The organism is Methylobacter tundripaludum, assembly GCF_002934365.1.
Taxonomy (GTDB): Bacteria; Pseudomonadota; Gammaproteobacteria; order Methylococcales; family Methylomonadaceae; genus Methylobacter_A; species Methylobacter_A tundripaludum_A.
On the sequence record NZ_PTIY01000010.1, the window covers coordinates 171,675 to 193,732 of the forward strand.

Below are 22,058 nucleotides of genomic sequence, written 5' to 3' on the forward strand. Positions count from 1 at the left end.
TAAGAAAACCCCTGAAAAAACAAAACGGGCGCCCTGGCTTTATGCAGACAGGAAGAACACCCGTTATTCTGTAAGAAATGAACCGACGTTGACTGAAGAATCTGTTTGTTATTCTTTGCTTTCCGCGACGATGTCTTCCAGATTTTCTTTTTGTTGCAGCACAAAATCTTTACCGGCGTCTACTGCCTTGGTGGTGCCGGAAATTATTTCTTTTCTGTATTTGTAGACCAGATAGCCGGCTACCACGCCCATACCGAAAACAAGAACCGGATGTTTAGCAACATTACTCATTAGTCTACTCCCCGTATGTACTGTAGATGAAACAATTGACCCTTTAGCTGCGAGCTTCATATTGATTTTTCCCTTAATAATTCAAACAATTAATCCTGGTCAGGATCGGGCAGAATCTGATCTTCATTTAACAGTTGATAAATGCCCTTACATCCTTCACAGCAAAACGCTTTATCGCCTTCTTTTGTTTTCAATGTAAAACTCGGTGTTTCAACATCCAATCCGCAAAGATCGCACACTTTTTTAGTATCGGTCATTATACTTAAACTATGTTATTTAACCTGTTTGCCAATGCTAGCAAAATATGAATCTCCCTACAACAGCATACGACTTATTCACATCGCTAACTGGGTAATTGCATCGTTCAAGCAGCATGACTAACAAATGAGCTGAGGCAAAAATTAAAGCTGTTCCATTATAACCCATCCATTGTATATTTTGGCATACAATGTCTGAGCAAAAAATAACAACTCCGGGATTACTTAAGCTGCCTTAGACACATCAGCCCTGCCACTCACCGCCCGACTTGAAGCCTTCATCAGAGCAATTCTTAACGCCCCTGTCAAACTAGCGCCCAGACCCAGCCTGACAGCCAAAGCCGGCACTAAAATCATCGACGCAACAACTAAACCGGTTCCTAATAACAAAGAGCCGTTATTATTTTTGTTAACTTCTGTGGATGCTGCTTGCTGACTCATATTTCACACCTCTTCTATACAATTAAGTAATAAAACGTACAAAACAGAGAGCACAATTAATGCCAATTTATAAGCAACTGATTTTATTAAAAATAAATAGAATTGATTGCACACCAACTCATTAAACTAAGTTAAATAACATAGTTTAATGAGTTGGTGCGCCATATCCCTTATATTGCTCTGCACCCCTTCATTTGACCTGCAAAAATAAGTAATGGGTATAAGCCGCAGTTTGCTCTATGATTAGCCCCCGCTAATATCGACAACACCCACAAATTGACAATGACAGACGACCCACTCCTTAAATCAGAATTCAACAATATTTTTATCGCAACAAATGAAATTTAAATGACGCTCCCACCCCATTCAATTCCATCCCAATCGACCGACACGCATCACTGCGAGCAGCAGGCCGACCAACTCAATAGCCAATGCCGTTGCGTATCGCTCAACCGGGAAGCAATGCATGCGGAACTTTGGCAAGCGCAAGACGATACCAACCTGTATCGAATGATCATGGAAGAACGCCCGCATCTTTTTGCCGAATCCGCCGTTTTTGTTACCGACAGCAGTATAAAAAAACAGCGCGAGATCATTACTGCCGTAGAAAGTGTTATCGCTTTACCCGCTTATCAGGAACGCGTCCTTGCGTATGCTCCCGATGCGGCGAAATTTATACCGAAGGCGCACAGTGTTTTTTTCGGTTACGACTTCCACCTGAGCCCCGAAGGACCGCAATTAATTGAAATCAACACCAATGCGGGCGGAGCTTTACTTAATGCTATCGTGGCGCGCACGCAAAAAACTTGTTGCGATTTAGCCGTGGAAGAATTACTGGCGCAGATAACATGCGCAACAGGCGCCGATAATCCTGAACAAGCCTTTATTGCGATGTTTCTTGAAGAGTGGCAAGCGGAACGGGGGGAACAGCCTTTAGGTTCTATCGCTATTGTCGATGAAAATCCGGAAAGCCAATACATGCTGCCGGAATTTATTTTGTTCAAAAAACTGTTTGAACAACACAACATAAACGCCATTATTTGCGATCCATCTGAACTGGTATTTCATGAGCAAGCGCTTTGGCACGAAAACCAGCGTATTGACCTGATCTACAATCGGCTGACGGATTTCGGATTAGAAGCAGCGGCGCACGAATCTTTATTAAAAGCCTACTTGGCCAAAGCGGTAGTCGTGACCCCTCACCCACGGGCTCACGCACTTTATGCCGACAAAAGAAACCTGGTGCTGCTGACTGACGAAGCGACATTGCTGGATCTCGGCGTTGACGCGAAAACCAGAACCCTGCTTCTTACCGGTATCGCCCACACCGTTTCGGTCAATCCTGATGATGCCGAATCACTGTGGGCTGCCCGCAAACATTTGTTTTTTAAACCCGCCAAAGGCTACGGCAGCAAAGCCGCCTATCGCGGCGACAAGCTAACCCGGCGGGTTTTTGGCGAAATATTGCAGGGCGATTACGTTGCACAGACGCTGGTGCAACCGAGTGAACGTCAATTGGAAGTGGAAAACAAAATCGTCGATTTCAAACTTGACCTGCGGCATTACGTTTATAAAGGCCGGACACAATTGATAAGCGCCCGCCTCTATCAGGGACAAACAACTAATTTCCGCACTCCCGGCGGAGGCTTTGCCCAGGTTATTGTGGTTCCGTGCCGAGATAATAAAAATACTCAGCCAGAAGACTGTGAGAATAGTTTATAAGACTATTCTCACAGATTCACACCTTACAGTTATCTGCTCTCGCCGAACTTCATCCAACGCAAGCGGTTGGCGTTGCTGACCACGGTCACCGAGGACAATGCCATAGCCGCACCGGCAATCATCGGGTTTAGCAACACGCCGAATAGCGGATACAACAAACCTGCCGCAACCGGAATGCTGACGGTGTTATAGAAAAATGCGCCGATCAGGTTTTGCTTGATATTGATCACCGTCGCCTTGGATAACTCGATGGCTTCAGGCACTTTTAACAGCGAGCCTTGCAAAATAACCACATCGGCGCTTTCAATGGCGACATCGGTTCCGGTACCGATTGCAAAACCGACATCGGCCTGCGCCAAGGCGGGCGCATCGTTGATACCGTCGCCGACCATGCCGACGGTTTCACCGGATTGTTGCAGCTCTTTAACCACTTCTGCCTTATCCTGAGGCAACACCTGCGCCCGCACTTCGGAAATGCCCGCCTGCCTGGCAATCGCATTAGCGGTTATCTGATTGTCCCCGGTCACCATGATGATGCGCACACCCTGGTTTTTCAATATTTGCACCGCATGCGCAGAATCCTTTTTAATCGGATCGGAAACGGCGATAATGCCTACTATTTGATCGTCTACGGCAAGCAGCATCGGCGTTTGGCCCAAAGCCGACAGCTCTTCCAACCGGTCGTTAAAGCGCGTGTAGCTAACGCTTTGCTCTTCCATCAACGCCTTGTTGCCGAACAGTACGCGCCGTTCGTTAATGGTCGCCATGACCCCGTGGCCCGCAACTGCGGCAAATTGTTTAACTTTTTCGAGCTTTATTTGCCTGGCTTCCGCTGCCGATATAATAGCGGTCGCCAGCGGGTGTTCCGAGCCCGATTCAATACTGGCCGCCCATTGCAACACCTGCTCTTCGCTACTGTCGCCGATGGCGTCAACCGTTGAAACAGTCGGCTTGCCCTCGGTTACCGTGCCGGTTTTATCGAGTATCAGACAGGTTAATTTACCGGCCAATTGCAAGGCTTCGCCCTTACGAATCAATATGCCTGATTGGGCGGCACGGCCCACCGCGACCATCACCGAAATAGGCGTAGCCAAACCCAACGCACAAGGACAGGCGATAACCAGAACGGTCATCGAGGTGACGAAGGCATAGCCCAGTGAAGGCTCCGGCCCAAAAGCGTACCAAATCAAAAAAGTCAGCGCCGAAACCGCGACGACAACCGGTACAAAAACACCGGAAATTTTATCCGCCAGACGGGCGATTTCAGGTTTGCTGCTTTGTGCTTGCCGGACGCTTTTAATAATCTGCGCCAGTGCGGTATCGCGGCCGATCCGGGTTGCGGTAAACAAAAAACTGCCGGTCTGGTTCATGGTTCCGGCAACCACTTCCGCACCCACGGTTTTCTCTACCGGCAATGATTCGCCGGTCAGCATCGACTCGTCAACCGTGGAATGCCCTTCCAGCAACACGCCGTCCACGGCGATTTTTTCGCCGGGCCTGACTCTTAATGTCTCGCCCAAGCCCACGTCTTCGATAGCGATGTCTATTTCTTCGCCATTCCTGATCACGCGGGCGGTGCGCGGCTGCAACCCGATCAGCTGACGAATGGCGCTGGAGGTTTTGCCTCTGGCCAATGTTTCCAATCCCGAACCCATGTTAATGAAGGCCAGAATCATCACGGCGGCTTCGAAATAGGCATGTTTCGCCAAAGACGGCAGGGTGGCGTAATAATCGATAACAATACAGGAATACAGCCACGCCGAGCCTGTACCCAACGCAATCAGGGTGTCCATGTTGGCCTGCCCTAACGTTAGCGCCTTGTACGCACCGCTGTAAAAATGCCAGCCTGAATAAACCAGGATGCTTAAGGTAATCAGCGCGATTTCCGGCCAGAGCCATAGTCCTGTCGGAGAACCGATTTCCGGCAACCAGCCGAAATGATCGCCTACCATCAACAGCGTACCGAAGATTGCCGCTACAACGGCTTTTTTCATCAATTGCCGGTAACGTTGCAGTTCTTGCTCTTCCTGCTCGGAAGGATCTTCAAATCCCTCCATCACCGCTGCATCATAACCGGCCTCCTTAACGGCCCGCTTTAACAGCTCGGGATCGGCGCCGCCTTTAACCAGCGCGGAATGGTCGGCGAAATTGACGCTGACCGAGGTCACGCCATCAACCGCAGCCAGAGCGCCCTCAACGACGCTGACGCATCCGGCGCAACTCATACCCAAGATAGATAACCGCAACTCATCGGAAGTCTTGGCGCTCATAACATCACCTCTTTAATTACGATGTTTCCACGGTAAAACCCGCATCAATGATAGCGTCGGTAATAACATCCAAACTGGTTTTTTCTGTATCAAATTCAACGTCGACTTCCTTGTTTTTGCTTGATGCATTAACCGACAACACGCCGTCGACAGCGTTCAGCTTGTTTGTCACATTGGCTTCGCAACCGCCACATTTCATGCCGGTAACAGTTAACGATACGGATTCAATCATTTTAGTCTCCTTTGTTGACAGAGGCGCGGCCTCTCTAAGTAATGCCTATATCATACTCGACTGATAGTCGATAATCATGGTATAAATTAAATATTATATGTGTGATTATCGTTGTGTTGGCCCGAGATTACCTATAAATTTCTAACAAACCACCTTAAACAATTTTAAATGGCAGACATAATAATCGGGCGACAACAGATTTTTGACCAAAAGCTGAATATTTACGCCTATGAACTGCTTTTCAGGGGCGATGATTTCGACCTGAATCATAAAGACGGGGCAACGCAAGCAACCAACCAAGTCATTACCGATACCATTTTAGAAGTGGGACTCAACACCATAGTAGGTCCTCACAAAGCCTTCATTAACTTTACGACGCAAAACATCCTGGACAAGACGCCGCTACACCTACCCAAAGACCGGATTGTCATTGAAGTGCTCGAAAACGTTGAAATCGATTCAAGAATTGTCGCCAACTTGAAAGAGCTGTCAAAACTAGGCTATATCATTGCGCTGGATGACTTCGTCTTTTCCGAAGAATGGAAGCCGCTGGTGGAATTTGCCGATATTATCAAGCTCGATATTATGGAAATGGGCGAGTCCAAGACTCGCGAACTGATCAGCCGGCTGAAGCCCTACAATGTCCAATTACTTGCGGAAAAAGTAGAAACATACGCCGAATATCAATACCTCGTCGAATTGGGCTGCGATTATTTCCAGGGTTTCTTTTTCAACAAACCCAATATAGTTTCAGGCAAACGCATAAGCGTTAATCAATCGGCAGCCATTCAATTGTTAAACACTGTCAACAACCCGGACGTTGAATTTGAAGACCTGACCAAGATAATCTCGTTGGATGTCGGGCTCAGCTATAAACTGCTGCATTACATCAATTCCGCGTTTTTCTCCCTACCCAATAAAATCTCATCCATTAGCCATGCCATTTCTTATCTGGGATTGAAGGAAATAAAACGCTGGATAAATATATTGACGTTGGCGTCCTTATCCAACAAGCCGGAAGCTGTCATGCAAAATGCGTTAATACGCGGCAAAATGTGTGAGGAATTGGCGAGCCTGACCGGCAACAAATCCGACAACTTCTTCCTGATCGGCATCTTGTCCAATCTGGACAGTTTGCTGGACATACCCTTGGATGAAGCAATAAGCCAGCTGCCTTTGGCCGACAATATCGTTTCCGCGATATTGCACAAAGAAGGGCTGGGCGGAGAAGCGCTTAAGTGCGTTATCAGTTACGAGCATTGGGATATTTCATCAATATCATTTAAGGATATTGACCAAGCCATCATTGGCGACACTTATATTCACAGCATCAACTGGGCAAAAGACGTTATGGGCAATATAAAATAACTATGTCATTAAATACAATCACCAACCAAACTATCGCTCTTGCCGGCATTGCCCAGACAGCGGCGCTGGTTCAACAACTGGCAACGACAGGCGCCGCCGACACAAAGGCCCTTGAAGCCAGCATTGGCAGTCTTTTCGTTAGCGATGAACATGGCGTGGCAAATGTCTACGGCGGATTATCCGGCCTTAAACTGGGCATTGAACGGCTTAACGATCAGATGAGCGGTCTCAAAATCGCTAACCCCGAACAGGCCCGCTATGCAGCCTCGCTGGTTTTTCTGGAAAATCAACTTTCCAAACAGCCCGCCATGCTGAAAACCATTTTCGCCGGCATTGAACGCGCCCAATCGCAATCCGAGCATTTCGGCCTGCTGCATGAAAATGTATTGGCGAATCTCGGCAACATTTATCACACCACTATCAGCACCATGCAGCCTAGAATCATGGTCAATGGTGAGCAGGAATATTTATCCAGGCCCGATGTCGTCAATAAAGTACGCGCCTGCCTGCTGGCCGGGATACGTTCGGCCATTCTTTGGAAGCACTGCGGCGGCGCCCGCTGGAAATTTCTGTTCTACCGCAAAAAGATTCAGGCTGAATTGCAAATCCTGTTGAAGCAACTTTAACCGACGGCATGACAGCCCTGATCGAAGCCGAACACCTGACCCGCTATTACGGCAAACATTGCGCCGTCAACGATGTCAGCTTTGCCTTAGCCAAAGGCGAAGTGCTCGGCTTTTTGGGCGCCAACGGCGCGGGTAAAACCACCACCATGCAAATGCTGTGCGGCAATCTCGCTCCCAGCGCCGGGCAAATTAAAATCAACGGTTTCGATCTGCTGGATCAACCCAAGGCCGCCAAACTGAGCTTGGGATACTTGCCCGATACGCCGCCGCTATACAAAGAACTAACGGTTCAGGAATTCCTGCTTTACTGCGCCCGGCTGCACGGCATCGCCAAAAATTCTATCCCTGATTCAATCAAACGAGCCCAAGAGCGTTGCGGCTTAACCGAGGTGGCCGACCGGCTGATCGCCAATCTGTCCAAAGGCTTTCAGCAGCGCATCGGCATTGCCCAGGCTATCTTGCACAACCCTGAAGTTATCGTGCTGGATGAGCCGACGGTCGGACTTGACCCTATTCAAATCCGTGAAATCCGCGCCTTAATCCGGGAACTGGGACAAGATCACGGCGTCATCCTGTCTACCCATAGACTGACCGAAGTGCAGGAATCCTGCTCACATGTGCAGATCATCGATCAAGGACAGCTGATACTGAACGAAACAGTAGCCGGACTTAACCGGCAAATGGATACCGGCACCTTGCAAGTCCTCACCCGGCTGCCGTCTGACATTAACAAGTTATCGGCCATCCCCGGCGTCAACTCTATCGAAAGCATTTCAGCAAACCGGATCAGAATCCACCACAGCGTCACCGCCAATCCCGCCGAACACATTGCCGAACAAATCATTGCCGCCGGATGGGGCCTGCAGGAACTGACGCCGGTAAAAAGATCGATGGAAGATATTTTTATCAGCTTGACCAAAGAGCATCGCGAATTATGAGCATGATTTTAGCCATTGCTTCCCGTGAATTCAGAAGCCTGTTTTTGTCACCGATGGCCTGGACGATATTAGCCGTCCTGCAATTCATCCTGGCGTTTTTATTTTTAACCCAGGTTGAAGCCTTCACCTCACTCCAGCCCAAACTGGCTTCGATTGAAGGCGCACCCGGCCTGACCGATATTATCGTGCCGCCCTTGTTCGGCAACGCGGGCATCATTCTGTTACTGGTCACGCCGTTATTGACCATGCGCCTGATCTGCGAAGAACGCCGCAACAAGACCTTATCCCTGCTGCTTTCCGCGCCTGTTTCCAATATCGACATCATACTCGGCAAGTATTTAGGCCTACTCGGACTGATGCTGTTGATCATTGCGCTGATCACCCTGATGCCGTTATCTTTGTTGTCCGGCGCCGAGCTCGATTTCGGCAAACTATTCGCCAATATCCTGGCGCTGCTGCTGCTGGTTACCGCTTTTACCGCAATCGGCCTGTTTATGTCCTGTGTCGCCGGCCATCCCACCGTTGCCGCAATGGGCGCCTTCGGCATGTTGTTGCTGTTGTGGATTCTGGATTGGTCTGCCGGCATGAACGATCAACGCAGCGAGCTGCTTGAATACCTGTCGATCTTAAGGCACTTCCAGAATATCCAAAGCGGCCTGATCAGCTCGGCCGACCTGAGTTACTTCGTGCTGTTTACCGCCACCTTCATCACCCTGAGCATTCGCAGCCTGGATAACGACCGCTTGCAAAAATGAAAATATCCCGCCATAAACACCAGCAGATCCGCTTAAAAAACGGACTTATCGTCCTGGCTTTATTGTGCGCTTTCGGCACGCTGGCTTGGTTAAGCAACCGTTATAAAGTGGAAACCGATATAACCGGCAACAACAGCAACAGCCTGTCCCAGGCTTCGCAAAAACTGCTGGAATCGCTGCCCGGCGACATACGCCTGACCGCCTACATTAAAAAAGAACCGGCATTAAGAAGCCAGATTGCACAATTGGTTGACCGCTACAAACGGCATAAAGCCGATCTGACGCTAAGCTTCATAGACCCCGATTCGCAGCCGGACAAAACCCGCGAATTGAATATAGATGCAACCGGCGCCGTTATTGTCGAATATCAGGGCCGCAGCGAAAAACTGAACTTTATCGACGAATCATCGCTGACTAATGCCCTGTTGCAACTGGCTAACGCCGGTGAACGCTGGGTCACCTTCCTGACCGGTCACGGCGAACGCGCACCTGACGGCATCGCCAATTTCGATTTAGGCCAATTCGGCAAGGAACTGGATCGCCGTAAAATCAAGGCTCAAACCATCAATCTGGCGACAATGCCGGACATTCCCCGCAACTCCGCATTGCTGGTGCTTACCGCTCCCGCCGTTCCGCTACTGCCCGCCGAGCTTGAACTGATCAAACGCTATATCCGGCAAGGCGGCAACCTTTTGCTGCTAACCGATCCGGGCAACCGCCATCTGGACGCATTGCAACAGCTCATAGGTTTGCGCCAGCTTCCGGGAACTCTCGTAGACAGCAGCTCCAAGCTTTACGGCATTAACGACCCCAGCTTCGTGCTCGCCAGCGACTATATTCGCCATCCCGTCACCCAGGGTTTTCAGACCATCACCGTTTACCCGGTTGCCGCCGCGCTGGAAATCGGCGAAGAAACGGATTTCCAGGCCGTAGTCCTGCTTAAAAGCGCATCGCAGTCATGGACGGAAACCGGCCCGATAGCCGGGAAAATTCTTTTCGATGCCGACGGCGACGAAAAACAAGGGCCGCTTGCCTTCGCCTATGCGTTGACCCGCCCTTCGACAAGCTCAGGACAGGTTCTTTCGACAAGCTCAGACAAAGAACCTTTGGAACAGCGCATTATCGTGACTGGCGATGGCGATTTCCTGTCCAACAGCTATATCGGTAATGTCGGCAACCTGGACATAGGACTGCGAATGGTCAACTGGCTGATTCATGACGACCGGTTTATCGACATCCCGGCAAAAATCGCAACCGATAAAAGCCTGCAACTGAGCCAGATCAGCGTCGCCGTGATCGGTTTCGGCTTTTTGGTTGTCATACCGTTTTTATTAATGGGCGCAGGCTTTTACATCTGGCGTAAACGCAAGCAGCGTTAGCCAAATCCTGCATCGCTGCTGCGCTCCAAGGTACGAATGAAGTATGTGGCGCCCAAGTCGCTGAACAAAGTGAAACGCATCTTTCGCGATAGATGCGCTTTGTACCTGAGCGCATCTATACCCCCTCTGTTTTGCAAGCTTTTTTCTATTTGATCGCTACAGCCAGTCAACGCAGTTGCGGCCTGTTCCCGTTAATGAGCTGGCCCTGAGAATTATCCTATCGTCCTATCGTCCTATCGGCCTCGAAGACCCACGCGCCAAGATAGATACTACGCAGCCCGACTTTTACTTTCGCGCTTGTTGGCATACATGGCTTCGTCGGCATGTCGCAATAATAGCTCAGCGGTATCGCCGTGTTGCGGATAAGTAGCAACACCGACGCTGATATCGGTGCTGACTGCGTTGCCCCGGTAGTTAAAATTGGTGGCAACCAATGTTTCCTTGATGCGTTTTGCCACCAGCTCCGCTTCTTCTGCGGTGGTTTCAGGCAGCAATACCGTAAATTCGTCGCCGCCGTAGCGGGCAGCGGAATCGCAGCCTCTTAGACAATGACGGAAGTTGTCGGCGACCGAGCGCAACAGCAGGTTGCCTGCTTCGTGCCCGTATCGGTCATTGACGATTTTTAAGTTATTGCAATCACCCAAGAGTAAGCTGAATGTGCGTCCGCCGCGCCGGGCTTGATGCAATTGTTTTTCCAATAATTCCATAAAAGCGCCGCGGTTGTAGAGGCTGGTTAATTCATCGGTTTGCGCGGAAGTTTTGACACGGCTGAAAGCGTGGTAGATGTCGTTAGACAGCATGGTCGTGATGTAACCCACCAACAACATCGGAAACAGCCAGGTCAGCAGGACGCTGCCCTCGCTTAAGGAGAACAGCCCATTGCCGGTTACGCCGCTTTTGCCCAAATAGACATAACAAGTGCCGATTAATATCACTTCCAGCAAGGTAGTCAGCTTACCCAAAGCCAAAGAGCTGGTGATGATCGGTAGAAAGTACAGGTTAAGCAGCAGGCTGTTTTGGCGCCCGGTATGCCAAACGAACCAAGTGATCAGCAGGATCATGACCCAGGTTTCTATAGCCAATTTCCAAACATTGGCTTTGGCAAAAAAGTTGAAGTAATGGAATACCATGACGAAACTGGCAAAAGCGCAGAGTCCGCCCAGTAAAAAGACTTTTACCTCTTCCTCAAGATGCCCTACCACCAGATAAAACATCATCAAAACCAACAGTAACCATTCGATTTCCGCGACGGTTCGGGAAAAACCATTCAGGGCGTCGGGTTCTTGGTTGAGGCGAAAAAAAGGTTCCTTGGTCATGTGGATTTTCCCGTTGATAATATTGGGCTGCAAAACGTAAAGAAATCGGTTTAATATTCTAACACATACTATATGCAACCCGTGACCTAGCGCATCAGCCTAGCAAAGGCCGCTACCGCTCAAAGCAGGCCTGCCGCACAGTCCTTACCTCGCTCATTGGCCTTGGGCAAGTTCAGGTAAAACTATCGCTGCAATTACAGCCCAAGCCAGACTCGCCCGGAACTTGCAGCCATTCACAGTTTAAAAATCTTTGAATCGGCTGCTTAACAATTCCCGCGCCCGACTATCCGCACCCGACGGAAGCTTGTCGGGACCGTCGTTAATCCAGGCGGCGATGTCTTTCCATGCGGTGGGCGCTTGCAAATCGCGCAACAGCATGTGGTAGCCATGCGGATAAATCGCCACGGTTTTTCCCATCGTATCCGCCTGGAGGAATTGCTGCAAGAAGGCATACGTCGGTTCCTTGGGGATAATTTCATCTTTCTCGCCGTAAAGCATCAGGGCATTTCCGTGCAGCGACTCGGCGCTGTTAAATGCCGCATCCATCAAATCGGTCAAACCGTATACCGTTTCGACGCGGGTCGCCTTGATAACCCAGGGGTCGCGCCCTAGGGCGCGGAGCATTTCGATGTTATCCGACGCCACGACATGTACGCCCTCCCCGGTCAGTGTCAACCAGGGCATAGTATGCGCCAGCGTCCAAAGCAACCCGGTTTGGTACCAAGGCATGGTTGACCTAGCCCATAATGCCGGCGCTGCAAGAATAACACCTGCGACTTCCGGCATATCTACCCGACTCATGGCGGTGATGACAATCGCGCCGCCCATGCTTTCTCCCAGCAAATAAACCGGACGTTTGGGGTAACGTTGTTTTACCAATTGCACTAAAACCAGCAAATCCTTGGTATAGGCATCGCCGCCGGCCCACAAACCGCGTTGCGGAGCGGCACCGAAACCGCGCTGGTCATACGCGAAACAGGCGATACCCAGCTTACTGAAATACTCCCCCGGCGACTCGAAAAAACGGCTGTAATCGTTAAACCCGTGCAGCGCGATAATAACCGCATGCGGTTCGGTTTTCGGCAGCCAACGCCGTAATGGCAATCTTGCGCCGTCTTCTGTTAGGAATGTGTTCTCGCCAAGTTGCGCCGCATTATTTTTTTCACCGGGCGGATAAATCATCGGCATACAGCCGCTTTGACTAATAATCAGTAAAAAAGCAATCAGTAGGTATCGGAATTTCATACGCTTATTTCAGCATCGTGTACGGTAGGAACTATTATACCCGTGTCAGCCGGATTCTGACTGTATGGACATATTGACCAAGGCTATCCAGCCCGACCCAAAGGCTTTATGATATGGCCGGACGTATTGCAAGAATCCCAACCAAAACAAAAGCCGACCATTAACCTTCTTTTTTACCTTGGCAAGACAATCCCGCTACTCCAGCCGCAGCAACTTTCGCTCATTATCCTTCAAGGGAATACTGCGCAGGGCGGCGCTTTATTTGCTGTTCACCTTTCTGGCCTCATCGGTCGGCCTGTGTCTATTTTTACGCTGGGTGCCGGCGCCCACCTCGGCGTTTATGGTGTATCGGCATGTTGAAGACTTGATTGACGACGGCTCGTTCAAAACTATTAGATACTCATGGGTCAGCGCAAAAAAAATCTCGCCTTACGCCGCCTCGGCAGTCATTGCTGCCGAAGACCAGCGTTTCTTCCAACATTCCGGGTTTGATTTGCATGCCATACAATCATCTATTGATATGTATATCGATGGCGGACGGCTTAGGGGCGCGAGCACAATTTCCCAGCAAGTGGCCAAGAATTTATTTTTAACACCGTCAAAAAGCTTTGTCCGCAAAGGGCTGGAAGTCTGGTTTACAGTGTTGATCGAACTACTCTGGAGTAAGGATCGGATATTGACGGTTTACTTGAATATCGCTGAATTCGGCGACCATCTGTTCGGCATAGAAGCGGCAAGCCAGTATTATTTTGGCGTCCACGCAAATCAAATCAGCAGGTCGCAAGCGGCATTATTGGCGGCAACCCTGCCTAACCCGATACTGCTGCGGGCGGCACAGCCATCAAGTTATGTACTTAAACGCCAACACTGGATACTCAGGCAAATGCAAAATCAGTGAGTTTTTTAGGGACTGTGTCTGGTATAATTTCAGAATTAATAACCGTCCGATACAGACGCCCAATCAATTCAACAGCAAAGTAAGTAGAGATAAGCCATGAGTATGCAAAAAACCATTATCAACGCCCGTTTATTCATGAGCAGTCTTGTTATATCTAGTGTACTTGCGGGTTGCGCGACAACGCAGGAAGTCAATGAAAAAGACCCTTGGGAAGGTTGGAACCGCGGCACTCAAGAATTTAATGACGATCTCGACCAAGCCGTTATCAAGCCCGTAGCGAAAGGCTATTTGTGGATAACCCCCAAATTCGTTAATGACGGCATAACCAATTTTTTCAGCAATCTTAACGACATCGGCGTAACCGTCAATGATTTGCTACAACTTAAAATGCTACAGGGCGGTATGGACGCCAGCCGTTTTCTGGTTAACACTACTGTCGGTGTCGCAGGCTTTATCGATGTGGCAAAAATGATCGATTTGCCAAAGCATAATGAAGATTTCGGACAAACGCTAGGCTTCTGGGGCGTTCCGACGGGCAACTATCTGGTGGTGCCGTTTATGGGAGCCAGTTCGCCTAGAGAAGTCGCCGGGGCTGTTGGCGACGCTTTATTGAACCCGCTCACCTATACCTTTGTATTTGCCGGCAGCGGCGCTGCCATCAGTGCGGTCAATACCGGCGCTAAATCCGTCGATGTGACCGATACCCGGGCCGATTTGATACCGACTGAAAAAATCGTTGATGAAGCCTCTGTCGACCGCTATTCATTTATCAAAAACTCTTACCAGCAGCGTCGCGAATACTTGCTCCACGACGGCAATGTGCCTGAAGAAGATGAGCTGCAACTGGAGGCTGAAACCGAAGGCACGAACGTTGCAAAAACTAACGGCGCTGCTTCGACAGCCACCGGCAGCGGTAACGGTTCAGCTCCGGTTATCGATAACTCCAAACACCTTCTAAATTTGTCGGCGCCTGTTAAAGAATAAGTAATGCACAGGGCGGCCGGTCTGGCCGCCCCTTTGATGATTGGTGAGCAGTCCGTATTTCGCGCGCTTCGGACGAGTGAGAGTGATATTGTGATCGCCGATTTTAAAATGAAATTTCCATTATTCATCTTGTTGCTGGGTATTTTCTCCGAATGCTCTTCATCCCCTGCCGCAAATAACTGGGCAACCATCAAACAATCCGTGCAGATCGGCGACAGCGCGCAGAGCATTGGCTCTTACACGGCCGGCTGCTTAAGTGGCGCCGTCTCGCTACCCCAAAATGGCCCCGGCTATCAATTGATGCGCCCCACGCGAAACCGGTCATACGGTCACCCCGACTTGATACGGTTTATCGAAAGCATAGCCAAGACCACGCATTCACGGCATTGGGGAGTCCTGCTGATCGGCGATCTAGGGCAGCCGCGCGGCGGCCCTACACCAAGCGGGCATCGCAGCCATCAAAGCGGGCTCGATGTCGACATCTGGTATCTGCTGTCGCAACAGGCCGCAAACCGGAGTCTGACGTTTAATGAGCGCGAAACCTGGAGCGCTCCGTCGGTGCTTGCTGCTCAATCGGATGCTATCGATGACCGCCAGTGGTCATCGGCTCACGAAAAAATCCTTGAAATGGCCGCAGGTAAGCCGGAAGTAGACCGCATCTTTGTCAACCCCAGCGTCAAACGCCTGTTATGCAGACGTAAATCCGACCATAGTTGGCTAAAAAAAATCCGTCCATGGTGGGGCCATGACGATCACTTTCATGTGCGTCTTAAATGCCCATTGAACAATCAAAACTGCACAGCACAGGAGCCGCTTCCTGAAAGCGACGGTTGCGATGCATCGCTGGCCTGGTGGTTTTCAGAGGAAGCCAAAACGCCGGCTCCCACGGCTAAAAAACCGGAACCGCCGGTACTTCCGGCGCTGTGCGATGTTATTTTGAATGCAACTAAATCAGGCCTTTATCATCCCTAATCGGGACGATAAAGCCCAGTCCGTCATCCGTTGCAATATATTCGGACAATTCCAGCCTCAACTTATCCAGCGCCTCATCAAGCGCTTCGTGCTTTACCTGGTGAAACGAAGGCAACATGGTTGATGCGTTGTGATACTTTAAAATATCCAGCAATATTCTGGCTTGTTCAATATTGTATCGATGTTTCACAACTTCTCCGTGGGTACTGCACCGTGTAAACTTATCCAAGTGTCCACTCATATCGTCTAGATTCCAATTTATTGATCAGCAATTTGCTTTATTTTCTGACAAGCTAAGGCAGTTTCGTAAAACCTCACCCTACCTGCTTGACAAACAAAAGTATTATAACTTGAGACGTCCATAGTAAAAAAGCCACTTAATAAGTTTTCATCAACCCATCCAGCGTTAATCCGCAACTGGGTGCAAACGTTTTCATAAAAAAAATCACTTCCGGCTGCTCCGACGCCCCAATCGTCACAGCCAATTGCTCGGCAGCGGTTTCAAACTCGGAATTGCCGGCCTTTAATTCGGCTTGACATTTAAGATAAGCCGAAATTTTATCCGCCGCCTTGATGATCCGCACATGCTCCGGCGGCATCTGGTCGTGATGAATCAGCGCCTGAAAATCCTCCCGCAACTCCACCGGCAAAAGCGCCAATAATTCAATTTCAGCCTGATGTTCAATCCGCTTGTAGGCTGCGCTGATTTCCGGGGAATGATACTTGATAGGCGTCGGCAAATCGCCGGTAATCACCTCGGTAATATCGTGATACAAAGCCGCCGTAGCAATCGCATTGGCGTCGACTTTGCCGTCGTAATAGCGGTTTTTAATCAAAGCCAGGGTGTGGGCGATAACCGACACCTCCCAGCTATGCTCCATCACATTTTCATCATGAGCATTGCGCTTTAGCCCCCAGCGTTTAATCCATCTGAGCCTTGATAAATAGGCGTAAAAACTGCTTGTTATCTCTTTCATGATTCAACCGACTACTTCAATAATGGCCGAGTAATTCTCGCCCGGAAATTTCTGAGCTGCCGTTTTTGTTGACTCCGTGTACAGCCCACCGGCGCCTCTGATACATTAACTATTTTCATCTATTAAACCTTTTATATATTTATAGCTGTTGATTATAGGGTTATGGTGCTTAAATAGTCCATTTTGGTTACATAGTTAAATATCATGCTTATTCAGTGGTACCCCGGCCATATGCACAAGGCCGGCAAAGAGATCAAAGAAATCCTGCCTCAGGTTGATCTAATCATCGAAATCCTGGACGCGCGCATTCCGTTCAGCAGTCAAAACCCGATGCTCACCACCCTGCGCGGCGATAAACCCTGCATCAAAGTGCTCAGCAAAAGCGACCTTGCCGACCCCGAGATCACACAGCAATGGCAAACCTATCTGGAGCAGGAACAAGGCGTAAAAACCCTGGCGCTGACCACCGAGCAGCCGGAAAAAATGCGCCAACTGCCTGATTTGTGCCACAAGATGCTGCCGAATAAAGCCAGCAGCGACAAACCTATCCACACACTGATCATGGGCATACCCAATGTCGGAAAATCCACATTGATCAACACCCTGGCCGGAAGAATAATCGCCAAAACCGGCAACGAGCCGGCCATCACCAAGACGCAACAGCGCATCGACATCGGCCACGGCATTATCCTTTTGGACACGCCCGGCATGCTGTGGCCCAACGTCGAAAACAAGAACAGCGGCTACCGGCTGGCGACCACCGGCGCGATCAAAGACACAGCGATCAGCCACGAGAATGTTGCCTTCTTTGCGGCCGAATACCTGTTGCAGCACTACCCCAACTTACTGCAAATCCGCTTTCAGCTGGACCAACTGCCGGAAGGCGAACAACCGCTGATGGAAGCCATCGGCAAGAAACGCGGATGTCTCCGCTCTGGCGGACACATCGAGATGGATAAAGTCTCCAAAATCCTGTTATCTGAATTACGTGCCGGCACTATCGGCAGAATCAGCCTGGAAACCCCCGCTATGATGGAACAGGAACTGGCCGAACTGGTTGTTATTCGCGAACAGAAAGAAGCAAAGAAAAAAGCGCGGAAGCAGAAATGGAAAGGATCAAACTAAATCCCATATGCAGGCGCATCAACGTTCAATGAACGCGCTTATTAAGCTGAGCATTAGCCTCACAGCGACACACTTTCCACAGGATGCCGCCAATAACACAATTGGGCTAAGCCAAAAACATCGCATCGCCATAGCTGAAGAATCGGTAAGATTGATCAATAGCATGGCTGTAAGCGCTCATGATAGACGCGTAACCGGCAAATGCTGAAACCAGCATCAATAAGGTAGACTCCGGCAAATGAAAGTTGGTCAACATTGCATCGACCGATTTGAATTGATAGCCGGGGGTAATGAACAAGTCGGTATCGCCAAAACCGGCTTCAAGCCGACCGCTTTGGGACGCCGACTCCAGCGCCCTGACCGCCGTCGTACCGATGGCGATAACCCGCCCCCCTCTTGCTCTGGCTTGCTGAACGGCCGCCACCGTTTCCGGCAGCACCGCAAAATATTCCTTGTGCATTAAATGTTCGGATAAATCTTCCACCCTGACCGGCTGAAAGGTGCCGCTGCCGACGTGCAGGGTCACAAAAGCGCTTAGCACGCCTTTGGCTTTAAGCTTTCCCATCATGGCTTGATCAAAATGCAGGCCTGCCGTGGGTGCCGCGACAGCTCCCGCCTCTCTGGCAAAAACCGTCTGATAGCGGGTCAGGTCGGATTCGTCATCCGCACGGGTAATATAAGGCGGCAATGGAATATGGCCGATTTGCTCCAGAATATAAAGTAAACTGTGTTCCCCTTTAAATTCCAGCTGAAACAGATCGTCCGACCTGCCCAACACTTCGCAGCAATAGCCGCCATCCAGTTCTATTAGAGTACTTGCTTTTGCCGCTTTACTGGCTCTGACATGAGCAATTGCGCAGTGATCATCCAGGATACGCTCGATAAGTATCTCGACCTTGCCGCCACTTTGCTTTTTACCGAACAATCTGGCAGGAATCACTTTGGTATCGTTAAAAACAAGCAGATCCCGCTCATCAATCAAATCGATAAGATCGGTGAATTGCCGGTCGGTTATCCGTCCGGTATGACGATCCATACACAACAAACGGCTTGCATCGCGCTCTGCCAACGGTTTTTGTGCGATTAATGCTTCGGGTAACTGGTAGTTAAAATCACTTTTTTTCATAGCGGTGATATTATCAGGTTAGGCTTTCGAATACATCTTTAAAAAGATTTGCATCGATTATAACATTTGCCTATAATGTCCGTTCTTTGCCGGGGTGGCGGAACTGGTAGACGCGCCGGATTCAAAATCCGGTGATGGTGACATCGTGCCGGTTCGATTCCGGCCCTCGGTACCAAACATTGGTTCAGAGCCGTGCAAAGAACTATGAAAACCCGCAAGTCATAAGGCTTCGCGGGTTTTTTATTGTCCAACGAAATGCAGCCAAATACAGCGATATTCACCTAAAAGCATGTCCTTTATTATGTCCTTTGCTATAGTGCTTAAAAAAAGGACATAAAAAGAGGTGTAAAATGGCTAAGAATATCAATAAAGATGTGGTCTACAAGGCGGCCAAGTCTAAAGAAAAAGATTACATGCTTAATGATGGTGGAGGCCTGTATTTATTTGTTAGTAAAAACGGCGCTAAGTTGTGGCGGCTTATTTACACATTTGACAAAAAACAAAAGAAACTCGCCTTAGGTTCCTACCCTAGTGTTACTTTAGAAACAGCCCGGCGTAAAGCAGAAGAAGCCCGCGACAATATCGCCAATAGTATTGACCCTATGGCAATCAGAAGCGAAAAGAAAAAAGTACAACAGCTTTTAAATTCAAATATTAAGCGCGTGGCTGATGGCTTGCCGATACTAAACAGCTTTGCCGATATAGCAAGGCAGTGGCTAGAATCTATTGAACACCTGACAAAAACAACCACGCAAACCAAGAAAATCTCAAGACTTGAGCGCCTAGCCTTTCCTATGATTGGCGATATTGCAATCAATCAAATTAAGTCATCTGAAATACTGGCTGTTATTAAACCGATAATCGACAAAAAACAACTTGAGACCGCGCACCGGCTACACAGTGAAATAAGTTCAATTTTTGCCTATGCCATTGTCCATAACTTTACCGACTATGACCCGGCTCAACCCGTCTCGAAGCAGATACCCGCCCAAAAAGTAAAACACCGTGCTGCTATCATCGACCCAAATCAATTTGGTCAGTTACTTAGAGACATAAATAATTATCATGGAACCTTTGTAGTTCAGTCAGCCTTTAGATTTTCGCCATTAGTATTCCAACGCCCCGGCGAAATACGCCAATTACTTTGGTCAGACATTGACTTAGAAGCGCGCGAATGGCGGCCTTATATCAGTAAAACCGACTTCCATCATATTGTGCCTTTATCAAATCAAGCAATCGCCATACTGACAGATATAAAACCACTTACGGGTAACAGTCAGTATGTTTTTCCGTCGAGTCGCGGTGATGGCCGCCCCATGTCAGATGGCACAATAAGAACCGCGCTCAAATCGCTGGGTTATGAATCGGATGTAATGACTGCTCACGGATTTAGAACCACAGCATCAACACTTCTAAATGAACAAGGATGGAGTCCCGACGCAATCGAAAGACAATTAGCGCACACCCCACGAGATCAAGTAAGAGCCGCTTATAATCGAGCGCAATATCTTGATGAACGTAGACGAATGATGCAGCAATGGTCTGACTACCTGGACAGCCTAAAGAATGGCGCTCAAGTACTACCGTTTAAGAAGATCGGGTAAGTACGCTAACAACCAAGAACTGCTAAAATCACTCCTAATACAATAACTTAACCGGATAGCCTTAGCGGGCAATAAGCAGGATTCGTCCCCTGTTTCCGGTTATTCCTTTTTTAACCGCTTCACTTTAACAAGATTATTTTTTATGTCGGTTTTTTATTCGGGTTGGGGTTATTGGGAATATGACTGCATGGACTCCTTTGATGGGGAGACAATGCGAGAGACAATAGACAAAGGTTCTTTCATAAAAGTATGTAATGTATTTGAATTACCAGAAGATGCAGAAAGAGAAATTGAATTTCTAGGCGAAACTACAGTTAGCTATCTATTGGAATGCATACGCTCAGACGGCAAAGGAATAAGGTTCGTGGAGTATCACACTCAACCAATTGATGAGCCTCGTTTTATCTTATGTGATGAACGGAAAGGTGAACAAAGGTTCAATATAGACAATAGACCAATCATTGAAAAGACAAAAACTTATACAAAGGATGAAATTATAGAAAGTCAGGCGAGGGATGATGCGCCGATAAATGAAACAGAAACTGAACGTAACATCATATTAATGCAACCCGCATATCTTGACCAAACGCACCCAATGTTTAGTGAGGAATTAAATATTGCAATTAAAGCATGGAATGAAGTTCTTGAATGCAACCCTGAAAAGCCGAAGAAGGGCAGCAGGAAGAAACTGATAGAAGACTGGCTAGAAACCAACCACAAGACATTACCAATGGAAGCTAAAAAACGGATTGCTACCTTGCTAAATCCAGATAAAAATGGCGGCGCTCCTTCTTCAAATTAAAAAAACCTACCTATCCCATAAAACCATATAACACAAGGCCTGTAGAGAACCTACCCACCCTTAAAGTTGCAAACTATTGCAACTGTTCTAGCTATGAATGCTAAAAAATGTGCTGATAATAGGCAACCTTATTAATCAATGAGGTTTAAAGCATGGCTACATCATTCAACCAACTACCAGAAACCGGATTTTTACGAATTTGGCATATCGTAGGCAACAAAAAAACTAACATTCCCGCACTTATTCCAATAAGCCGCACATCGTTCTTGAATGGCGTTAAAAGCGGCAAATATCCGAAGCCTGTAAAGCTGGGAGAACGAACAACAGCCTGGAAAGTCGAAGATATTCGAAACTTGATTATGTCAATCAATCAAGCATAAAAAACCCATAACTTAAATTAAGAGGTTATGGGTTCTCGTGTTCAATTCTTCAAATGTGTTGTAACGTATTTTGTGGAATTGTGCGCGGGATTCATGCCTAAGGAAACTTATATGTTCTATACAAATAATAAAGTTAAACAATTCTTAAGCAAGCCACTAGCTTATATTATTAGAAACAGCCTGATGTTTTTTATCAATGAAGAAAGGTTTTTCACTTGACTGAAAAGCCAAAACTAAGCGGCTAAATAGGCTGATTGAAATGGTCTAATTAAACAGGACACTTCTAAAGACAGATTTATAATGTCATCAGAGGTGAATATGAGTAATCAAAATAAACACAAACGTCCGAA

At 48.4% G+C, this 22,058-nt stretch carries 23 protein-coding genes and 1 tRNA gene; 14 read left to right on the forward strand and 10 right to left on the reverse strand.

What is annotated here, in order from left to right:
* Positions 1 to 108: 108 nt before the first annotated feature.
* The 3 genes from B0F88_RS13265 to B0F88_RS13275 form a co-directional block, all read right to left on the reverse strand.
* A complete protein-coding gene (locus tag B0F88_RS13265) occupies positions 109 to 291 on the reverse strand; it encodes a hypothetical protein (protein WP_258076664.1) in 183 nt (60 codons plus the stop codon).
* Between the two features lie 89 nt (positions 292 to 380).
* Positions 381 to 548: a heavy metal translocating P-type ATPase metal-binding domain-containing protein gene (locus B0F88_RS13270; protein ID WP_104424398.1), complete on the reverse strand. Its 168-nt coding sequence runs from the start codon at positions 546 to 548 to the stop codon at positions 381 to 383.
* A gap of 225 nt (positions 549 to 773) precedes the next feature.
* A complete protein-coding gene (locus B0F88_RS13275) occupies positions 774 to 989 on the reverse strand; it encodes a hypothetical protein (RefSeq protein WP_104424399.1) in 216 nt (71 codons plus the stop codon).
* A 348-nt stretch (positions 990 to 1,337) separates the two neighbouring features.
* On the opposite strand from B0F88_RS13275, the gene B0F88_RS13280 reads away from it, so the two are divergent.
* A complete protein-coding gene (locus B0F88_RS13280) occupies positions 1,338 to 2,711 on the forward strand; it encodes a hypothetical protein (RefSeq protein ID WP_258076665.1) in 1,374 nt (457 codons plus the stop codon).
* A gap of 29 nt (positions 2,712 to 2,740) precedes the next feature.
* Here B0F88_RS13280 and B0F88_RS13285 read toward each other — a convergent pair whose 3' ends face one another.
* Entirely contained in the window at positions 2,741 to 4,981 is a 2,241-nt protein-coding gene (locus tag B0F88_RS13285) for a heavy metal translocating P-type ATPase (RefSeq protein WP_104424400.1), read from the reverse strand.
* 16 nt (positions 4,982 to 4,997) lie between these two features.
* A complete protein-coding gene (locus B0F88_RS13290) occupies positions 4,998 to 5,213 on the reverse strand; it encodes a heavy-metal-associated domain-containing protein (RefSeq protein ID WP_104424401.1) in 216 nt (71 codons plus the stop codon).
* A 168-nt stretch (positions 5,214 to 5,381) separates the two neighbouring features.
* Here B0F88_RS13290 and B0F88_RS13295 point away from each other — a divergent pair, with 168 nt between their 5' ends.
* Genes B0F88_RS13295 through B0F88_RS13315 form a run of 5 tightly spaced genes read left to right on the forward strand, consistent with a single transcriptional unit; the run spans position 5,382 to position 10,279 of the window.
* Positions 5,382 to 6,581: an EAL and HDOD domain-containing protein gene (locus B0F88_RS13295; protein WP_104424402.1), complete on the forward strand. Its 1,200-nt coding sequence runs from the start codon at positions 5,382 to 5,384 to the stop codon at positions 6,579 to 6,581.
* 2 nt (positions 6,582 to 6,583) lie between these two features.
* The gene (gene hflD, locus B0F88_RS13300; RefSeq protein WP_104424403.1) at positions 6,584 to 7,207 is read left to right on the forward strand and encodes a high frequency lysogenization protein HflD; all 624 of its coding nucleotides are present in this window, start codon (positions 6,584 to 6,586) and stop codon (positions 7,205 to 7,207) included.
* A gap of 8 nt (positions 7,208 to 7,215) precedes the next feature.
* Entirely contained in the window at positions 7,216 to 8,145 is a 930-nt protein-coding gene (locus B0F88_RS13305; RefSeq protein ID WP_104424404.1) for an ABC transporter ATP-binding protein, read from the forward strand.
* Between the two features lie 2 nt (positions 8,146 to 8,147).
* Entirely contained in the window at positions 8,148 to 8,900 is a 753-nt protein-coding gene (locus B0F88_RS13310; RefSeq protein WP_104424436.1) for an ABC transporter permease subunit, read from the forward strand.
* Positions 8,897 to 10,279 carry a GldG family protein gene (locus tag B0F88_RS13315; RefSeq protein ID WP_104424405.1) on the forward strand — a complete coding sequence of 461 codons (1,383 nt, stop codon included), beginning with the start codon at positions 8,897 to 8,899 and terminating at the stop codon, positions 10,277 to 10,279. Before B0F88_RS13310 ends, B0F88_RS13315 begins: the two co-directional genes overlap by 4 nt.
* 269 nt (positions 10,280 to 10,548) lie before the next feature.
* On the opposite strand, the gene B0F88_RS13320 is transcribed toward B0F88_RS13315, so the two are convergent.
* Complete coding sequence (locus B0F88_RS13320) at positions 10,549 to 11,595, reverse strand: GGDEF domain-containing protein (RefSeq protein WP_104424406.1); 1,047 nt, start codon at positions 11,593 to 11,595, stop codon at positions 10,549 to 10,551.
* Between the two features lie 240 nt (positions 11,596 to 11,835).
* Complete coding sequence (locus B0F88_RS13325; protein WP_104424407.1) at positions 11,836 to 12,840, reverse strand: alpha/beta hydrolase; 1,005 nt, start codon at positions 12,838 to 12,840, stop codon at positions 11,836 to 11,838.
* A gap of 178 nt (positions 12,841 to 13,018) precedes the next feature.
* Between B0F88_RS13325 and mtgA the strand changes: the two genes are divergently transcribed.
* The 3 genes from mtgA to mepA all read left to right on the forward strand — a co-directional run bounded on the left by mtgA (position 13,019) and on the right by mepA (position 15,694).
* Positions 13,019 to 13,738 (forward strand): monofunctional biosynthetic peptidoglycan transglycosylase, encoded by a 720-nt coding sequence (gene mtgA / locus B0F88_RS13330; protein WP_104424408.1) that lies wholly within the window; start codon positions 13,019 to 13,021, stop codon positions 13,736 to 13,738.
* Between the two features lie 96 nt (positions 13,739 to 13,834).
* Positions 13,835 to 14,722: an MlaA family lipoprotein gene (locus B0F88_RS13335; protein ID WP_104424409.1), complete on the forward strand. Its 888-nt coding sequence runs from the start codon at positions 13,835 to 13,837 to the stop codon at positions 14,720 to 14,722.
* Between the two features lie 108 nt (positions 14,723 to 14,830).
* Positions 14,831 to 15,694 (forward strand): penicillin-insensitive murein endopeptidase, encoded by an 864-nt coding sequence (gene mepA / locus B0F88_RS13340; RefSeq protein ID WP_104424437.1) that lies wholly within the window; start codon positions 14,831 to 14,833, stop codon positions 15,692 to 15,694.
* On the opposite strand, the gene B0F88_RS13345 is transcribed toward mepA, so the two are convergent.
* Together B0F88_RS13345 and yfbR are read right to left on the reverse strand one after the other, a co-directional pair.
* Positions 15,669 to 15,884 (reverse strand): hypothetical protein, encoded by a 216-nt coding sequence (locus B0F88_RS13345; protein ID WP_104424410.1) that lies wholly within the window; start codon positions 15,882 to 15,884, stop codon positions 15,669 to 15,671. The two genes, mepA and B0F88_RS13345, sit on opposite strands and share 26 nt — an antisense overlap.
* Before the next feature lie 187 nt (positions 15,885 to 16,071).
* On the reverse strand, positions 16,072 to 16,671 hold the full coding sequence (gene yfbR, locus B0F88_RS13350; protein WP_104424411.1) for a 5'-deoxynucleotidase: 600 nt from the start codon (positions 16,669 to 16,671) through the stop codon (positions 16,072 to 16,074).
* 204 nt (positions 16,672 to 16,875) lie between these two features.
* Here yfbR and ylqF point away from each other — a divergent pair, with 204 nt between their 5' ends.
* Entirely contained in the window at positions 16,876 to 17,796 is a 921-nt protein-coding gene (gene ylqF / locus B0F88_RS13355) for a ribosome biogenesis GTPase YlqF (RefSeq protein ID WP_104424412.1), read from the forward strand.
* Positions 17,797 to 17,902: 106 nt separating this feature from the next.
* Here ylqF and queA read toward each other — a convergent pair whose 3' ends face one another.
* Positions 17,903 to 18,922: a tRNA preQ1(34) S-adenosylmethionine ribosyltransferase-isomerase QueA gene (gene queA / locus B0F88_RS13360; RefSeq protein ID WP_104424413.1), complete on the reverse strand. Its 1,020-nt coding sequence runs from the start codon at positions 18,920 to 18,922 to the stop codon at positions 17,903 to 17,905.
* 88 nt (positions 18,923 to 19,010) lie between these two features.
* Here queA and B0F88_RS13365 point away from each other — a divergent pair.
* The 4 genes from B0F88_RS13365 (at position 19,011) to B0F88_RS13380 (ending at position 21,708) form a co-directional block, all read left to right on the forward strand.
* Positions 19,011 to 19,097: transfer RNA gene (locus tag B0F88_RS13365), tRNA-Leu, on the forward strand.
* 175 nt (positions 19,098 to 19,272) lie between these two features.
* Positions 19,273 to 20,526: a tyrosine-type recombinase/integrase gene (locus B0F88_RS13370; RefSeq protein ID WP_104424414.1), complete on the forward strand. Its 1,254-nt coding sequence runs from the start codon at positions 19,273 to 19,275 to the stop codon at positions 20,524 to 20,526.
* Positions 20,527 to 20,668: 142 nt separating this feature from the next.
* Positions 20,669 to 21,328: a hypothetical protein gene (locus B0F88_RS13375; RefSeq protein WP_146083352.1), complete on the forward strand. Its 660-nt coding sequence runs from the start codon at positions 20,669 to 20,671 to the stop codon at positions 21,326 to 21,328.
* A gap of 152 nt (positions 21,329 to 21,480) precedes the next feature.
* Positions 21,481 to 21,708, forward strand: a complete 228-nt coding sequence (locus B0F88_RS13380; protein WP_104424416.1) for a helix-turn-helix transcriptional regulator — start codon at positions 21,481 to 21,483, stop codon at positions 21,706 to 21,708.
* Positions 21,709 to 22,058: the final 350 nt, after the last annotated feature.